The 15,016-nt window shown below is 52.8% G+C and carries 14 protein-coding genes; 4 read left to right on the forward strand and 10 right to left on the reverse strand.

The annotated features are described in order from the left end of the window. Positions 1–50: 50 nt before the first annotated feature. The 6 genes from METMI_RS28005 to METMI_RS26510 all read right to left on the reverse strand — a co-directional run bounded on the left by METMI_RS28005 (position 51) and on the right by METMI_RS26510 (position 2,800). Positions 51–380, reverse strand: coding sequence for a transposase (locus METMI_RS28005; protein ID WP_232215321.1), 330 nt, complete (start codon positions 378–380; stop codon positions 51–53). Beyond that, positions 262–606 (reverse strand): transposase, encoded by a 345-nt coding sequence (locus tag METMI_RS26505; protein ID WP_232215263.1) that lies wholly within the window; start codon positions 604–606, stop codon positions 262–264. The genes METMI_RS28005 and METMI_RS26505 overlap by 119 nt, the downstream gene beginning before the upstream one ends. 90 nt (positions 607–696) lie before the next feature. After that, on the reverse strand, positions 697–1,029 hold the full coding sequence (locus METMI_RS0120060; protein ID WP_019868095.1) for a DDE-type integrase/transposase/recombinase: 333 nt from the start codon (positions 1,027–1,029) through the stop codon (positions 697–699). Between the two features lie 45 nt (positions 1,030–1,074). Beyond that, positions 1,075–1,617, reverse strand: a complete 543-nt coding sequence (locus METMI_RS25780; RefSeq protein WP_019868096.1) for a transposase — start codon at positions 1,615–1,617, stop codon at positions 1,075–1,077. Between the two features lie 28 nt (positions 1,618–1,645). Then, positions 1,646–1,984: a hypothetical protein gene (locus METMI_RS28415; protein ID WP_019868097.1), complete on the reverse strand. Its 339-nt coding sequence runs from the start codon at positions 1,982–1,984 to the stop codon at positions 1,646–1,648. Positions 1,985–1,990: 6 nt separating this feature from the next. Continuing rightward, positions 1,991–2,800 carry an IS4 family transposase gene (locus METMI_RS26510; protein ID WP_156829915.1) on the reverse strand — a complete coding sequence of 270 codons (810 nt, stop codon included), beginning with the start codon at positions 2,798–2,800 and terminating at the stop codon, positions 1,991–1,993. Between the two features lie 363 nt (positions 2,801–3,163). On the opposite strand from METMI_RS26510, the gene METMI_RS24770 reads away from it, so the two are divergent. Both METMI_RS24770 and METMI_RS0120085 read left to right on the forward strand, forming a co-directional pair. Beyond that, positions 3,164–3,886, forward strand: coding sequence for a PEP-CTERM sorting domain-containing protein (locus tag METMI_RS24770; protein WP_019868099.1), 723 nt, complete (start codon positions 3,164–3,166; stop codon positions 3,884–3,886). A 37-nt stretch (positions 3,887–3,923) separates the two neighbouring features. After that, positions 3,924–4,451: a hypothetical protein gene (locus METMI_RS0120085; RefSeq protein ID WP_019868100.1), complete on the forward strand. Its 528-nt coding sequence runs from the start codon at positions 3,924–3,926 to the stop codon at positions 4,449–4,451. Positions 4,452–4,551: 100 nt separating this feature from the next. Here METMI_RS0120085 and METMI_RS0120090 read toward each other — a convergent pair whose 3' ends face one another. The 4 genes from METMI_RS0120090 to METMI_RS0120110 all read right to left on the reverse strand — a co-directional run bounded on the left by METMI_RS0120090 (position 4,552) and on the right by METMI_RS0120110 (position 12,207). Further along, positions 4,552–6,846, reverse strand: coding sequence for a c-type cytochrome (locus METMI_RS0120090; protein ID WP_019868101.1), 2,295 nt, complete (start codon positions 6,844–6,846; stop codon positions 4,552–4,554). A 166-nt stretch (positions 6,847–7,012) separates the two neighbouring features. Next, the gene (locus METMI_RS0120100) at positions 7,013–8,674 is read right to left on the reverse strand and encodes a hypothetical protein (protein WP_019868103.1); all 1,662 of its coding nucleotides are present in this window, start codon (positions 8,672–8,674) and stop codon (positions 7,013–7,015) included. Positions 8,675–8,686: 12 nt separating this feature from the next. Continuing rightward, positions 8,687–10,435, reverse strand: a complete 1,749-nt coding sequence (locus METMI_RS0120105; protein WP_019868104.1) for an alpha/beta hydrolase family protein — start codon at positions 10,433–10,435, stop codon at positions 8,687–8,689. Then, entirely contained in the window at positions 10,432–12,207 is a 1,776-nt protein-coding gene (locus METMI_RS0120110; protein WP_019868105.1) for a GMC oxidoreductase, read from the reverse strand. The genes METMI_RS0120105 and METMI_RS0120110 overlap by 4 nt, the downstream gene beginning before the upstream one ends. A gap of 764 nt (positions 12,208–12,971) precedes the next feature. Between METMI_RS0120110 and METMI_RS0120115 the strand changes: the two genes are divergently transcribed. Continuing rightward, positions 12,972–13,922 carry a hypothetical protein gene (locus METMI_RS0120115; protein WP_019868106.1) on the forward strand — a complete coding sequence of 317 codons (951 nt, stop codon included), beginning with the start codon at positions 12,972–12,974 and terminating at the stop codon, positions 13,920–13,922. Beyond that, a complete protein-coding gene (locus METMI_RS0120120; protein ID WP_029151834.1) occupies positions 13,886–15,010 on the forward strand; it encodes a flavin monoamine oxidase family protein in 1,125 nt (374 codons plus the stop codon). Before METMI_RS0120115 ends, METMI_RS0120120 begins: the two co-directional genes overlap by 37 nt. Positions 15,011–15,016 lie beyond the last annotated feature (6 nt).

Genomic DNA, 15,016 nt, shown 5'->3' on the forward strand with positions numbered 1-15,016 from the left:
CGTCTCAGCCCGCATACAAACTCTGGTCATGCGCTTTGTTCGATATAAAGCTAGCTAGGCAATATATCATTTTTGGAGAGATACAAGCCCGCATCGCCGGAAAAGTTTCCGATGCCGGGGTAAAGCTCCTTCGCACGGCGCATCACCTCGCCCGCCGCCACCGTGTCGTGGATGTTGGCGGCATGGACTCCGACATGCAGCAGGTTGCCCAGGATGTCGAGGACGATATGCCGCTTGCGGCCTTTGACCTTCTTGTTGCCGTCAATCCCGCGCTCTTCGCCGTTGTACCGGGTCTTTGCGCTTTGCGAATCGATGATGCCGTAGCTCGGCCCGGGGTTCCGCCCGGCTTCCTTCCGGCATCGCCCGTTCAGGCTTTTCAGCATCGCCTCCCTTGTTCCAGCGGCTGTAATGGTCGTACACCGTCTTCCAAGGCGGGAAGTCGTTGGGCAGCATCCGCCATTGCACGCCGGATTTCGCCCAATAGAATATCGCGTCGACAACCTGTTTACGGTCATGCTTGCAGGCATTCCCACGCGGGTCTTCTGGTTCAAAGTAGTGTTTTATCAGCCCCCATTCTTTATCGGTCAAATCGCTTGGATAGCCCATTTTCCATACCCTAAAAAATGCTTGACTTTAACATTTATTTTTTTTGCCAGACAGCTTCTTAAGCAAGGCCCGATAGGATTTTGAAGCATATTAGCTGCCACGGTCGGTATGCCAAATCAAGCCTTTAGGGGGCTTCCGTTGCCAGATTGCCATTTTCAAAGCATCATTGACCAGTGGTGTCCGCATATTGTCCGACATCGACCAGCCCACAATTTTGCGGGAGTACAAGTCAATCACGGTTGCCACATAAAACCACCCTTCATGAGTCCAAACATACGTGATATCGCCGACCCAAACGCTATTGGGCTTGTCGGCTTTAAATTTTCCATTCAATAAGTTAGGTGATATTTTCTCATTGTGTTTGGAGTTCGTGGTGGCCTTAAATTTTTTACGCGTTTTGCACCATAAACCCAATTTGGACATCAGTATTACCAATACGGCGCTTGCTGACGTTTTCGCCCCAATCTTTTACATCATCTTGGATTCGTTTTCTGCCGTAGGTATGACGGCTTTCATCACATGATTTTTTAACCAACTCGCCCAATCGGATATCTTCTTTGTCACGGGCAGATTGCGGGCTATTTTTCCACGCGTAATCCCCGCTTCGCACTTGTGCCCTGTGGGCATTACGCCCGGCATCTCGCACATCGCATTGACATTGAAGGCGTGCTGGTGATGCTGCACTTTAATCCAGGCATACTTCATAGCGTTCGGGCAGCGAAGCATGCCGCCGCTTTTTTTAGCGGTTTCACGATGCGCCTCCGCCAGTGCCAGCTTCTTTTTCAGTTCAACTACTTCACCGCGTAGCCGAATTAGCTCGTCATTCACCTTGATGCTTTTACTGTCCTTTTCCCCCATTGGCTTGAGTTGGTCAATCCATTTGTACAGCGTGCTTTCCCCAATGCCCAGGCTTTTTGATGCTTCTGGAGCTGATTGCTTGCCTTCAGCCACCAATTTCACGGCGGCTGCCTTGAATTCTTCGGTATACGTTTTTCTGGTTTTAGTTGTCATCAGATTCTCTGTACATGACAAAAATCAGCTAAAAGGGTGTGGCCTTATCCTCACGAAGGAAGCCAAACAAAGCCTCAATGGCCTTCCCAAAGCCATACGCCAACTGAAACAAGGCTCCGTTAATTATGTCCAACCCCAGCCTAAAAATGCTTTTGGCAGGGCGTTGGTGCTTTTTGATTTTGATGGGCTTGACCTGTTCGTGTTGCCATTCACCCACGCGGTGCGCCCAGTAAAAGGCGATCACCGCGACCACCAGCAGGCGTTTAATGCGGCGGCGGTCGGTGACATGGGTGTCCTCAAAGTTAAAGGCTATGTCACCGTTAATTGTGGAAGCCTTAAATGACGCGGCTTTGAGCGAAAGCCGCAATCCGCATTAAATAAGGCTTTGCGCCGAACATAAAATTTTTTCAACAACTAACGGTGACATAGCCAAGTTAAAACCCCGGCTTTTCAGGCAGCCAAACAGGGTCTCGATTTGCCAACGCAACGCATACGTTTCAATGGCGTCCACACTGGGCTTGGCGGTCGCGACAATCAGCAGTTCGCCGTCGTCCAAACGCAAAGCCGAGAGGTAAACCGCCGTGCCGGTCATTTTTCGTGCGCCCGCCAGCACCAGAGTTTCGCCAGGCTTCAGGGTACGGAACAGTTGCCGGGCTTGGACAAAACACCCCCGCCCGTTGGTCACCCGGGTGTTTTTCTTGACCCGGACGGCAAAGTCGATGCCTTCGCCTTGCAGCCAGCCGAACCATTTTTCGCCGACAAACTCACGGTCGGCCAAGAATTTGATGGTGCGCCCTTTGCCGAATTCTCGGACAAACCGCTTCAACAGGGCGATGCGCTCGCGGGTGCTGGAGTTGCCCTGTTTGTTCAGCAATAGCCAGTACACGGGTATCGCAATGCCTTTGTAGACCACCGCCAGCATGAGGACATTGATGTCTTTCTTACCCCACTGCCAGTTGGTGCGGTCGAAGGTCAGGTAATAATCGGTGTCAAGGAAACCAAACAGTTTCATGACAAACCAGGCGACACGGTCAAACCCGACGGCACCGGAGTCGCTGATGAAGCGTTGCATCCGCCGGTAATGGGAATCCGCTTTGGCCTTACCGGGAAACGCCTTGGCGAGCTTGGTTAAGTTAATGGTTTCCTTGAAAAAATAACGCGATGACCATGCCGACCAGACAATCCATCCTTGCCTTGTTCCAGTGAAAGTGTTGGTTTAACATAGTCGATAGCTCGTTGAAGTGTGGCATCTTGTCCTATTTCGCAAAAATTCAGTATTTTGCCATATTTTCAACGGGCTATTTTTTTGTCATGTACAGAGCATCAGATTACACCTTTTTCTCTGTAGAATACTTCAAAAAATGTGTCCTGATTAGTGTATATCGATCAGAATGGCCTGTTACCGCCTAAGAAGCCCTACCCTCTTAGATTAAAGCGTCAGCCACGCAAGCCCTTATCTCCGCGCAACTATTAACATAGTTGCATGGTATGATATTTGCGGCACAAGCGAGGTGCCGTCAACTACTTTAATCAACGTGATATAAAAATGAAAATTAAGTCTTTGTGTTTTATCGCCGCCATGCTGGCCGCGCCATTGACGGCGAACGCCGCCTACGTAACAATCAATGAATCCGGCCTGGACGCCATTTTTTCGCAGTCGAGTTTTGGCACCAACACCGTCGATATCCGCATCGGCCCGACAACGCAGTTTGTCCGCCCCGATTTGCTGGATATCAGCACCGATGCCGAAATTGGCGATCTTTTCAGCTTGCATACCGGCTTGTCAAACATCGTTAATTTTTACTATGTCGACACCATTAGCTCTTGCGGCTCGATCAATCCGTCCATCATAGGCTGCGGCCAAGTTGGCGGCCCGAACTTCGTCGTCGAGTCACTATATGCCGCGGACAACAGTATCCCGTCCGGCGGCATCATTTCCGTTGGAAACCAGTTGCTTGCGCATGAACTGGGGCATAACCTCGGCCTCAGTCATCGCACTGGCAATGACCTTATGAACCCGTTCATCAACGGATTCATGGATCTGAACGCAACCGAAGTGTCAATTATCCTCGCCAGCCCCTTAGTGCAAACGGACACAGGCGGGCAGCGATTTATCACGATCAACCCCGTCTTGATCATGGCGGCGGAGGCGATCCCCGAGCCCTCATCAGCAATCTTGCTGCTAGTGGGGATTATCGCTGCCAGCATCCGGTCACGTAAAGCACGGCTAGCTGGCTTGCCTGAAGCTGACCAGATTTGCCATAAGTGAGGGAAGCTATGCACTGCGCAAAACTAGGCCGCGTGCCATGACCACCGCAAACGGCTTGCCGCCCCGCAGGGCGCAATGGTTGGCCGCCGCTTGCCTCCTGCCGGGCATTGCCGCCGTCGGCTGCGACAGCGGCAACCGCCCCGCTACGCCGCCGAATAGCGGCCAGCAATCCGCGGTATCGCCAATTGACGGATGGGTGGACGAATGTCCAGGTGGCGCATTCTGCTTCTCGCGTCCCGGCTACTTGTCGCCCCAACCCGTGCAGGCGATAGACTCGTTGGCGGCGCTCTATCGGGGTGGCGGGTTGACGCTCACCTTCGATATGGGGCGGTACGAAAATTCCGTAAGCGGCATGGACGGAGCGGCCGAAGAGCAAACGGCCATTGATGGCAGGCCCGCGCGCCTATTGGGCACTGGCTCTAAAATGCTCCTTGTCGTGCCTAAAGTGCACGAAAGCGACCCCGTCCCGACGCACTTCACGATGATCCTGAACTTCGAGGGTAAGGTTTCACGCCCGTTAGCAGAACGCATTTTCCATAGCATCCAATTCAAGGATCCGCATTAGCTATCCTGACGCCCGCCATCCATCCGCGGTGGCGGGCATAGTCAGGTGTGCAAGCGTTTTTGCCAGTGTAAGGACAAGCCATCCCTGGCCTACGGCAACTTTAAAGTGTCTTTAAATATTCCAGCAAGTCTTGCTTTTCCCCCTCGTTTAAGTCCGTGCCATAAGCATGGCCGCTGTTGTCGTTACCCGGCTGGGTGGTGTCGAACAAAAAGCCATATTGCTTGGCTTCCGGGCCATCGGTGATAAAACCAACCTTGGCCGGATCATACACGTCATAACCTGTGTAAAACTGCTTGGGCCGTTGGCCGGGGGCTTGCAACAGCGCGTGCAGATCCGGCACCGAGCCATTATGCAAATAAGGCGCCCGGATCCAGATGCCATCAATCGGCAAATTGCTGTAACCGTCGGTTTTGCTGTAGGCATCGAATTTAAACTGCCGCTCCTGGATGCTATGGAAGGTCTTGACGAGATTGGCGGTAAACGAATCCAACCTATGGCGGTCTGTGCCTATTGCATTAACGGGCGTTACCGTCCCCACTTTTTGTGTGCCCAAATCATGGCAGCCCCCGCAATTGTCTTGGTAAAGCCGCCAGCCATGTTCCAGTTTAGTTTGGTCGATGCTGAACGGATAGCTGGGCGGTGCCAACTGCAACACAAAATCCGTGATTAACTTGAACTGGTCGGGCAATACCGAATAAGGCGTTGCGCCTACCGCCATGGCCGCGGCATAGTTGCGCTCATAAATGGAATTGTTGTTGCCATCCCAGTGCAGGGACAAGCCTTCCCTCGCGCGCTGGTTCCAGATCGCCGGTAAGTCCACGGTACCAATGGTATGGTCATCGGCCTGATGGAAGACATTAAATTTGGTTGGATTGAAGGTGTCCGTCCGTCCCCGCCCTTGTGTAGGCCGTGATTTTTGCCATTCATAAGCCTTTTGTTGCGTCAGTAAGGCTTGTTTGGTGAACGGTATGATCAGGTATTGGTAAAACAAGGCCTCGGTAGCGGAAAGCTGGTTTTTCTCGCGGATTTTTGCCAGCACGTTATCGGGGGTAAAGTCCGGTTGCGCCACGCAACCATACAAAAACCACTGGAAGCTTTGTAAATCCAGTTGTTGCGAAGGGCTGCCCAGCGTGATTTCGCGTTTGCCGCCCGCCGTTGCGCGATAGCTTCCCGTGTGGCAAGCCGAACAGGTCGGTTCCACGCTAGGGTAGCCGATGGTGCGTTTCGCGAAACCTACCGGCAAATCTTTACCGTCTTCGTATAACAAGCCCAAAGACGCCCAACCATTGCGCGGTTCTGGCAAGAGGTTGGCGCACAGTTCCGGCATCACCTGCCAGATATAATAAGGGACACGCGCCTGCATGCCTAAACCAATCGCCCCGTATTTGAATTGCTCTTCAGCACTACTAAAAACGGTTTCCGGCTCGGTACGGAGCATATTGGCCCAAAACGCATAGCCCACTACACCGAGAACCAACAGGCAAGCTGTCACCGCCACTTTTTTCAGCAAAGTGTCGAATTTTGATGCCAGTAAATCTAGCCATTGCGCCAGTAAATTCGCCAGATTGGCGCAGCTGATCCGGTATTCTTCTGGCATGCCAGTTTGGAGCAAATACGCGAATATCAAGCCAAACGTCCCGTCAGCGACAAAAAACGTCGCCATCGGGCCGACAAAACTCCAGAAGGCGTTTTGCCAAATCCAAAATGCCGCGGCGAACAGCCGCGCGGCGACCGATAGCCACGCAAACACATGGTAACGCCGGGGATCAAGGGCGGCAGGTGCGTACAGCACCGTCGCCAGCAATAATGCCACTCCGGCGTAACGTAGCCACGAATAAGTGGCGGCAACATCGGGGGTGTTGAGGTATCCGCCATACCATTCAGGCACGGCTAAGGCAGGAATCACGAAGACCATATTGGCCAGCATGCCTAGCCAAGTCATTCTGGAAAACCAAAGCAAATAGCTATTTTCTGGCGTAGGGCCAGATGTGCCAAGGGCTTGGGCAAAGCCATCGTCTGCTTCCGGCAACCCAGCGTATAAGAGGCCACCTAACACTAAGGCCAGCACCACATCCAGCGCGGCAAATAGGCCAAACGCCGAACTAAATCCCATGCCGATAGCTAAAAACACCGCCATACCGACATGGATTAATACCAACAGCCAAGCATAAATCCGGTAGCGTTGCGGATCGTTTGCCGTCCAAATGGCAAACAGGCAAATTTGCGCCAATAACATGCCGACATTAGCGACATAGGCATAAGCAAACTCGACATATTCCGCACCAATGACTCCGCCAAAACCGTCTGGTGCGAACATCAACAGGCCCGCATAGCCTAGATGTGCCAAAATGCTTAGCCACAACACCCTGGAAAACCACGTCAAACAACTGTTCATAAATCCTCCGAATATTTTTTGTAGCCCTCATCACCGTTGAAAAAGATGCTGTCGCCAAAAGCCAGTAAGAAGGCCTTTAAATGACCACTGCTTTCATTGCAGATAACGGCAGTTTTACCAAAACGATAAGGAGGGAATGTCAAAAAGAAGCGAATCCAATCCTGCCTTAAAAACGGTCGAAGTGATCGCCCCAGGTCAAGATGTCTTCTATCCAATAAGCGTAGCCGCGTTTGTTGAGGTCTTTTTCCTTAATGCACTCGACACTGGTGTCTGAGACCAGATCTAGCACGCACAGGGCGCGCCCGACACCGCGCCGGCGATATTTGCCTTTCTGGGCGATGACAATTTGGTCACGCCATGTGCCGAAGTTGATATAGGTATAGCTTTTGCGGTCTTCGGGTTTATCCGGTTGTTTGAAATACAGTTCTTCTTGCAAAGGGATGTGGGTGTGGCCTTCGCCATGGATACGGAAACCATAATCGCGGTAGGCTTCTAAGAACGTCGGAAACTTTTTCATATCCTTATAAGACGGTGCATCGCCGAAATTGAACACACCTTGTTTCAGTTGGGTCATGCCCCACATCATCAGATATAAAAATCCCAACTCGATGGTCGAGCCAAGCAAAGACATCACGCTGACTATAGGCTTCGCGATACGCAGGCCGATTTTGAGGGTCGGTGTGGCGCTTTCTAAGGTAAAGTCCCAGCCTAGCCAGGTATGGATGGAGTTGAGCAATTCGTCTTCGATGATTTTTCTGATGCCCGCAAACTCTTTGCCTTTTTTACGCAAACGCCAAGTGTCCTTAATGATCCGTCCTACCGCAGCATAGGTGGGGCGGTATAAATCCAACTCATCCAAAGTCTTGCAGAGGCGTTCAATTTCTACTTTTACTGGTGTTGTTTGTTGGTTGCTTTGGGTGGGCCCGATCAAGGCATTCAGTTTCTTTTTGGTGGTATAAATAAACCCGGACAATACCCCGGCGGCAACGGTATCGCCAAAACAAGCCGCCGTGAACGGGGCGTATTTCAATTGCCGCCAGGTATCCAGATTCCAGCCATCGGAGACTTGCCAACCGGGCAATGGCCCTTGTGCTTTTATGACACGGCTATTGTCTTGGTCGCGCCATTGACCGTGGGTCACGAAAAGCCTAAAACCCCGGTCAGCCCAATAAAAGGGCAGCCACGGGACATGTTGCGTGTCATCAAGATAATGGTTTTCGTCCCCGAAATACATTTTCCCGACCCAGCGGCGATAAGCCTCAGTCAATTCAGGGACAGGCTGGCCTAGGCACTGCTCATAAAACATTTTTAAGGTTGCATCGTCGGCGAACATTTCTTTGTCATGGTTGCCCAGCAACACCAAGGTTTGGACTTTAACCTGTAAATTTAACTTTTCCAGCATTTGTGGCAGTTTTTTTAGCCAATAAAAAAAGCCCGGTTTGTCGCAAGGTTTAGGTTCGCCGCTGTGCTTATCAATAATGCCCTGCATGATTTTTTGCAGAATACCGTTGAAGCGCGAATCGTCGCGCTCCCACGGATAAACGCCGTTTTCCGACCATTCCGCCGTACGTATCATATCCGCGACATCGCCGACTAATAGCAGCGTCAGCTCTTGGATATTATGTAAAGTGCATAAGTCTTGAATCCGGTTGAAGACGTTTTCCCATACCACGGAATCGGCGCTTTGGTTGCCGACCGTGCCATCCGTGAAATGCACGTCACTGAAACAAATGCACAAACGGTTAGGACGGTCAGGGTCATCGGGATCGGCAAAGCCAGGTTGGTTCAGCAGGTAGAAATCTTTGGGTAAAGGGGCTTGAGTGTTCATATCGGCTTATTCCTAGTGCTGGTGGCTTTGCAGAAATTCAAGAAAACGCGGGTAAATGTCTTGGGCGGCATTCTTGCCGATAATCACATCGGCATGGCCATAATGCGGGAAGACATGCAGTTGGTGGCGGCCTGGGACGATTTGCTCAAGACGTTGGTGGCAAACGATATTGGAATCGGTGAACAAGGCGTTTTCTTGTCCGGTCACCAGCAGCATGGGCGTTTGGATGTCTTTAGCGTAATCGAAGTAATTGTCCGGCAAGCTCTGGTAACGCGGGTCACCGGGAAGGTATTTGACGGCGGTGTTGTCGGCCTTGACCATTTTCAGCACATGCCGGTAATAATTGACGCTGCTGCCGCCAAACAAGTCGCCAGTCCGCCTGTGGGTGATGTCATGGAGGTTTTCATGCTTGAACAACACCGGAAAACCATAGCCCCACATGAAACTGGTCATGTGGCATTCTGGCGAATCGCATTCGTGGTGGAAGGCCGACACCAACCAACCTAGCAGTTTGCCGAAAGAAAAACCCGGTTGGCGTTGCCACCACGGGTTCAGGTATTCAACGCCCAAGACGTAATCGCACATAAACGGCCCGGCGGCGAGCTTAAACTTGGCAAAGGGCGGGATCCTCGGAGTCAATGCCACGCCATTGGTGATAAGGCTATGTATGTCGGTGACCGCCTTGCCGAACAAGCTCATCGTAAACGACAACGCGCCAAAGCAATGGCTGATGACGTGGATACGCGCATCCGGCCCCACGGCCTTGCGCACCGTGGCGATGGCGGCGGGATGGTCATACAAGGCCAAGTCATCGACGTTGTAACGGTTACGGCTGAGGTTGTAGGTTTGGCGGTTGCTGATCCGCCCGTCCATCGTCCAGACATCGGTAAAGCCGTTGTCCAGCAGATAGGAGGTCAAATTGTAGTGTTCCGGCATGATGAACATATCGCTGGCGGCAGTCAGCCCAGGAATCAGCACGACCACATCCCGGCAAGGCGCACGTTTGAACCGTAGCAAGCTTTGCCCCAAACGGTCGGCGGTGTTGTAGGGATGGGTGGTGATTTCTGCATTTTTCACGCCTTCGGTGGTGTACAAAGGGATTTCCCGTTCAAAACTGCCCATTTTGGGCATCAGGGACGGCCCGTAAGTCTCCCACAAGACCCCGAAGAAAAACTTGCCGAAGCGTTCCATCGCCCCTAGCCGCTCTTTGAACGTCGGTGCATCAGCACGCATGGTCGTCAATTGGTGCATAAAATCAGGCAACAAGATATGCAAGATGCCCGTCGCGAACAATTCCGCTTCCGCTTCTTCTTCCGCCTGCAAATGCCCACGGAACAAATTGGTGAACAGCGTGGTGGTGTCCTGCCATAGATCGGGGCCAATATTGTCCTGGATGCTTTTAAAGCCGCTCATGGTCAATGGCTGTCCTGATTCGTCCTCAATAAACAGCCGATAACGCATTTCCTTGCGGTTGAGGTCGGCGGTATCGACAAATAAATTAAAAACGCCTTTTAACACCGGACGCTGGCCGCCGACGATATTGCCTTGGACATAGCCAATGGCTTCGGCCTGATGCGCGGGGGACGCTAAAAAGGCATCGACATCATCGGTTTTGATGGTGAGGTGGAACATAAAATAGTTATCCGCCGCTTTGCCTTGGTCGAAACCATCTTGATAAGACGTTTCACCCGCGGCGAGATAGCCTTTCATTTCTTCGGTGAATTGGAAACCGATGGCTTGGGAGTGTGTTTGTGCATTCATTTTGATGCTCCAGAATGGGTGGTTGATGCCGCCAGGTCATCGCTGTGTTTTGCGCCGGTGATGCCTTCCGCTATCCACTCGGACACGGCGGAGATGGTGGCGATAGGGTTGGCCCCCACCGCCGTCGGCAACACCGAACCATCCGCAACATACAGGCCTTGGTAACCGAACACTTGCCCGCGTTCATGGTCGTGGGAACTGACCACGCCTTGTTCAGGGCTGTCGGCGAGGATGCAACCGCCCAGCGAGTGGACAGTGATGTTATTGCGGAAAGGCCAAAGCCAGGTAGGCAACGGGAAGAAGCAATGGGATTCGACAAAAGCCTTAAATTGTTGGCCGCTATCGAGAATGGCGTCATAGAGCGGCATGCTGGATTTTTGCGGCCAATCCAAATCCAAATGCCCGTCACGTAGGGTCAATACCCCGTCACCTTTATCCAGTCCCATGCACAACAAAACCACACTGCGGTAAGACATGTCGCCTTTCAACATTTGATGGAACAAGTCGCCCAACGACCCCGTCCATTTGCCGCCGAACACGGTTTGCACTAACCGCCGCCATAACGAAAAAACCATGTTGAACACTTTTTTCAGGCTATCCAAGGGATTTAAACCAGGTTGCATCCCTTCGATAAACCAGGCGGCGAAATTAGGGTAGCTGGCATCTTCCAGGATAAACGCACGGTTAGGGTCGTGGTCTTTGAACAGGTTGTAGTCGGTATATTGGGTGATGACCGGGCCGTAATTGGGGTCGGCGGGCTTTTGGCCTTCCACGACAAACGACAGGAAATCGCCATTACCGGAAAAACGCTTGCCCAAGCGTTGGCTGAGCCGTGGCAAGGAGCCATAGACATCCCGGCAACGCAGCAACAATTCATTGGAACCCAAGGTGCCCGCCGACACGACGACACGTTGGGTATCGACGGATGTTTCGCCCCGGTCGAGATGGCGGTAATACACGCGATAGCCAAACTCACCTTGGGCCATCGTGTCTTCTTTACCCTGCGCATTGAGGGGGATGATTTTCTCCGCGACCGACTCGGTTTCTATCCTTGCTTTATGGACGTGTTCGGCGACATGTAAATAATTCAGGTCAACGGTGTTTTTGGAATGGGTGTTACAGCCCACATCGCATTCCGCACAATAGGTGCAAGAGGTTTGGGTCGCCCCATAACGGTTGGTTTCTTGGATGCCAATATCCGTAGCTTTTTGGAAATTGTTGCCGAAAAAAACGCAAATGTCCGCCAAAGTAGACGTGCGGTTTTGGTCTTTGGCAAAGGCTTGGAACAATTCCGTGCGGACGATTTTACGGCGTGGCTCATGTTCCCAAGACGGGATAGGACGTGCGCCCAGCACGGAGCGGGCGATTTCGTAGTAAGGTTGTAAAGACGTTTTGTTGATGGACTTAGGCCAGCCGCATTCAAAGACTTTTTCCGGCGGCTCCAGAAACACATTGGCATAAATCAGCGAGCCGCCGCCCAAACCTGCACATACTAGGGCATCCATGCGGGTAAAGTTACGGATATCAAACATCCCGCGCAAATTACGTTCGCGAAGGTTTTTAGGCCGTTTGGCCTGATCGCCTGAAGGACTCCAGAAGTTATCCGCCATCGCATGGGGCGTGCGCGGAAACGATCCCATCGGGTAACGTTTGCCGCGTTCGAGCAACAGCACCTTGTCTTGCCATTTTTGCGCTAACCGGCAACAACTGACCGCACCGCCAAAACCACTGCCAATCACAACGGCTTCAAGCATTTCATTCTTTTCACTCATTTCTTCCCCCTTAATAGGGTTTGGGCGGCGAGGCCAACCAAACCGATTTTTATTATTGTCACTAAGCAGGTTGTTGAAAAAACCAACAAAAAATCAGGGCTAATAAGGCATAAGTTAATGCTGCCATCGAATCAAAAACCAGCCCGCCCAAAAGGATGCCCGTAGTTTAATTTCATAGATAACAAATTGATTTAACTTGGTTTATAACTAATATCTACCTTACCCTGAGGCCTGATGATAAGCCATATGCACAATGGGTTGATATGAATTATTACCATTTCGTGACATTTTTTTTATTTATATGAACTTATTTGCAATTGCCGCCAAGAACTGGCTTGGAAGCGCTGTTTAGGATGACGTACAGCCCAGTAAATTGGCTACGTTTATATGGCATAAATTGCTTTAGAGCCTAACGGCCTGGGCAATTACTGCCGTAATGGCGCTGGCCTTACCCAACAATTTCATACCAAGCAACGCCTAACCATCAGGTTCTTTTTAAGGCTGCTGCGTCATTGGCACAATGCAGGTTTTTGCAGGGCATTGGTCACGTCAATCAATTTGAAGTAGCTGTGTTTATCCACTTTGTCGGGTTTATGACATCAGTCAGCCGCGGTTAGCCGCTTAACAGCCCTGGCCAAATGCCCGTGAAGCCCCTTGCTATCAGGCTTTGTAGCGGGATGCCTGGCAAACCGCCGGAAGTTGGCCTCATTATTGAATGCCCCTTTCCCTTAACGTGATACGACAAAGCCAAGCACCGCAAAACCATGAATAAACCGCTCCCCCTCAATATCCCCGTTAAGCCCGCCCCGCTTGCCGAAGTGGCGGGAATCCAAGCGGGCCGCCGGTACCACCTAACCCTCCCGGTTTTGACGGAGAATGCCGGACAGGCCATTGCCGCCAGCCATGACCCGCAAAGCGGCATCGTCGGCGCCTACCGTCTGGACGCCCATTCGGCAGGGAGCGAGCCAGTCGACTTGAGCATGCAACCGGTGCGGTGTTTTGTTTGGGATGTGGATTCGCTCAGCCCCGTTGTCCGCAACTGCTTGCAGGGTGATTCTGGAGCGCCAGCGTTTTTTGGGCATAACCGTTTAAACTTACATGATGCGGGTTTGGACGGGCCAGAAGTCCGTATGCAAAATGGCCAGCCTGTCCTGGCCATTGCCCCCCGGTTCGATTTGGAATGGGCCACCCGCGCTTTCCCTAGCCAACTGGGTTGGGTGCAGTTAGTGGAATCGTCGCGGACATTACAATTTGAAGAAGGTGGCTCCTGGGTTTTGCTCGACACCGAAGCGGCGGGTGGCCCTGTGCTGTATCTGGACGATGCCAACGATAACCGGGCGGTCAAACCGGTTTGCGCGTTCCAGCAACAGGGTGATAGGCAGCGGTTTAGTTTTATAACCGCCGTGACGCAACCTATCCCGTCCGAATTTAATAAAAAAGCCGTCGCGTCCGTCAGCGTCCTGGAGAAATACACGGGGTATTTCATGCAAAACGCCGCGCCCGATGATCCTGAACGCCATATCTGGACACCCCTGCATCTGCCCATCGTTTGGGGGTGGAGCATCCGGGTGCAGCAACGGTATGACAGTGTTTGGGATATTTTCCGCAAAAAACTGATCCTGCCGGCTGCCAGCACCGAAGCGCCCGCCTTGCCGCACTGGCAAAGCAATTCCGTGTTATGCGGCACAACAGCGGGCGGTTGCGGCGCATGCTAGCGATTGCGGTGGTCGGCGCAGGGCTTTCGGGTTTGGCACTGGCCGACCGCCTGTTAGAAAGCCATCGCAACATCGCGGTCTTTGAAGCCCGCGGCCGTTGCGGCGGCCGCATCCTTTCCCATATGCTAAACCCGCCATCCACCCGTGATGAGGTTACTGTCGATCTAGGGCCAACTTGGGTTTGGCCCGGCCAGCAACCCCGCATCGCGGCCTTGGCCAAACGCCTGGGCTTGGAACTGTTCCGGCAATGGGATCAAGGCCATAGCCTGTATCAAGCCGGCCCTAACGCCATGCCACAGATGTTTACCGACACCGAAACCCACGCCGACGCGTGGCGTATCAAAGGCGGTTGCGGGCAATTGGTCGCCGGATTGGCGCATGGGCTGCCGGATCCTATGCTGCATCTGCAACATCAATTGCTGCGTTTGACGGATTGCGGAACCCATATCGGGCTTGAATTTAAAACCGGACAGGGGCTCGCCCATTACCAGGCCCGACAAGTGGTGTTGGCCGTGCCACCCCGGCTGCTGGCCGATTCCGTTATGTTCGAACCCGCCCTCGCGCCTAACTTACGCCAGCTGATGAAGGACACGCCCACCTGGATGGCCGGTCACGCCAAAGCCCTGCTGGTATACCGGGAAGCGTTTTGGCGTCGCCAGGGCTATTCCGGGAATGCCTGGCTGCACTATCCCGGCACCGTGCTGGCCGAGGTTTATGATGCTTGCCCCGCACATGGCGAATCCGCCGCCTTGTTCGGATTTTTCGGCCTGCCATCCGCACTGAGGGCAAGCCACCGTGACCATCTTGAAGCCTGGACCGTGCAGCAACTGGCCCGGCTATTCGGTGCGGAAGCGGCCCACCCGCTACAGGCCATCATCCAGGATTGGAGTGCGGAAACGTTTACCGCAACCCGGCACGACCAAATGCCGCCAGCCAGCCACCCGGCCTACGGGCACCGTCCGCTACGCCTGGACCATTGGCAAGACAAGCTGTATTTTTGTGGGACGGAAACTGCGCAGACACACGGCGGCTATCTGGAAGGGGCTCTGGAAGCCAGCGAACGGGTTTTTACCGCACTGACACTTTAAATCGGG

Source organism: Methylovulum miyakonense HT12 (assembly GCF_000384075.1).
Taxonomy (GTDB): domain Bacteria; phylum Pseudomonadota; class Gammaproteobacteria; order Methylococcales; family Methylomonadaceae; genus Methylovulum; species Methylovulum miyakonense.

What these genes read in the sequence shown, in the direction of transcription:
- METMI_RS26505 (WP_232215263.1), bottom strand. Translation starts at nt 606, where the DNA reads ATGGGCTATCCAAGCGATTTGACCGATAAAGAATGGGGGCTGATAAAA.
- METMI_RS0120060 (WP_019868095.1), bottom strand. Translation starts at nt 1,029, where the DNA reads ATGTCCAAATTGGGTTTATGGTGCAAAACGCGTAAAAAATTTAAGGCC.
- METMI_RS25780 (WP_019868096.1), bottom strand. Translation starts at nt 1,617, where the DNA reads ATGACAACTAAAACCAGAAAAACGTATACCGAAGAATTCAAGGCAGCC.
- METMI_RS24770 (WP_019868099.1), top strand. Translation starts at nt 3,164, where the DNA reads ATGAAAATTAAGTCTTTGTGTTTTATCGCCGCCATGCTGGCCGCGCCA.
- METMI_RS0120085 (WP_019868100.1), top strand. Translation starts at nt 3,924, where the DNA reads ATGACCACCGCAAACGGCTTGCCGCCCCGCAGGGCGCAATGGTTGGCC.
- METMI_RS0120090 (WP_019868101.1), bottom strand. Translation starts at nt 6,846, where the DNA reads ATGAACAGTTGTTTGACGTGGTTTTCCAGGGTGTTGTGGCTAAGCATT.
- METMI_RS0120100 (WP_019868103.1), bottom strand. Translation starts at nt 8,674, where the DNA reads ATGAACACTCAAGCCCCTTTACCCAAAGATTTCTACCTGCTGAACCAA.
- METMI_RS0120105 (WP_019868104.1), bottom strand. Translation starts at nt 10,435, where the DNA reads ATGAATGCACAAACACACTCCCAAGCCATCGGTTTCCAATTCACCGAA.
- METMI_RS0120110 (WP_019868105.1), bottom strand. Translation starts at nt 12,207, where the DNA reads ATGAGTGAAAAGAATGAAATGCTTGAAGCCGTTGTGATTGGCAGTGGT.
- METMI_RS0120115 (WP_019868106.1), top strand. Translation starts at nt 12,972, where the DNA reads ATGAATAAACCGCTCCCCCTCAATATCCCCGTTAAGCCCGCCCCGCTT.
- METMI_RS0120120 (WP_029151834.1), top strand. Translation starts at nt 13,886, where the DNA reads ATGCGGCACAACAGCGGGCGGTTGCGGCGCATGCTAGCGATTGCGGTG.